Origin of the sequence: Methylobacterium sp. E-046 (assembly GCF_022829625.1) — a bacterium.
Lineage (GTDB): Bacteria > Pseudomonadota > Alphaproteobacteria > Rhizobiales > Beijerinckiaceae > Methylobacterium > Methylobacterium longum.
Genome location: NZ_JAKSYP010000140.1, coordinates 1 through 798 on the forward strand (window position 1 = coordinate 1; position 798 = coordinate 798).

The window sequence follows — 798 nt, forward strand, 5'->3', positions numbered from 1 at the left end:
CGATGCCGATGCCGAGCATGAAGCCACCCAGTTGGGCCAGCAGACGGGCGGCGAGTTCGTGGTTCGCGTCGGGCTCGGTCATGCCTTCCGCCGCCTGCGCCTCGGCTTCTTCGGCATCGTCTTGGCCAGCACGTTCCGGATCTCGCGCAGGATCAGGTCGGCGGCGATGGGGTCGTCGGTTTCCTCAGCCACGTCGACAAGCATTTCGATGATTTTGAGGGCTTGATAGGGGTAAATCAGGGCTTCGGGCTTGTCGGCCAACGCCTCATCCCTCCACCGGGAAGCCCATGATATCGGCGGTCTTCACCATGGTCCGGCGCAGGCCAAGCGTCGTGGCCTTATCCGCCAGCAGCTTCTTGGCCTGCAGATGCATGTCGATGGCCTTGCCCACGTCGATCCGGTGACCGGACTTGAATGCGAACGGCTTGGCGCCCTCGTCCTTCAGGTAGGTAGCCGTCGCCGTCTGGACCTCGTCGTCCGTCACCTTGGACTTCCGGCGCAGGTCGCCGACGCTGGAGATCTCTTTGGCCCTGCCGAAGAGCTATGCCGGCACCAGCGCAACAAAAAGCCCGGCCTTTCGGCCGGGCAGTTAGGGTCCCGTTGCACGGGGACATCAAGATCGAAGCTTTGGAGAGTCTCGACCTCGATTGGGGAATTAGAAGTCGCGCTGAACGCGGACGCGGATCTGGGAGACGCCGTCCGAGGTCGTGGTGCGGACGAGGCCACCGGCGTTGATCGCGGCGACGCGCGAGTAGGCGGTCGGATCCTTGTCGATGTCGATGACGCGGCCGTTCTTCA

2 protein-coding genes are annotated in these 798 nt (G+C 63.7%); one reads left to right on the plus strand and one right to left on the minus strand.

Annotated elements, in window-relative coordinates; all coding sequences use genetic code 11:
- On the plus strand, nucleotides 1-226 hold a 226-nt coding region (locus tag MKK82_RS12645), incomplete at its 5' end, for a hypothetical protein (protein WP_243985913.1).
- A gap of 39 nt (nucleotides 227-265) precedes the next feature.
- Here the strand turns inward: MKK82_RS12645 and MKK82_RS12650 are convergent.
- Nucleotides 266-484, minus strand: a complete 219-nt coding sequence (locus MKK82_RS12650) for a hypothetical protein (protein ID WP_243985914.1) — start codon at nucleotides 482-484, stop codon at nucleotides 266-268.
- Nucleotides 485-798 lie beyond the last annotated feature (314 nt).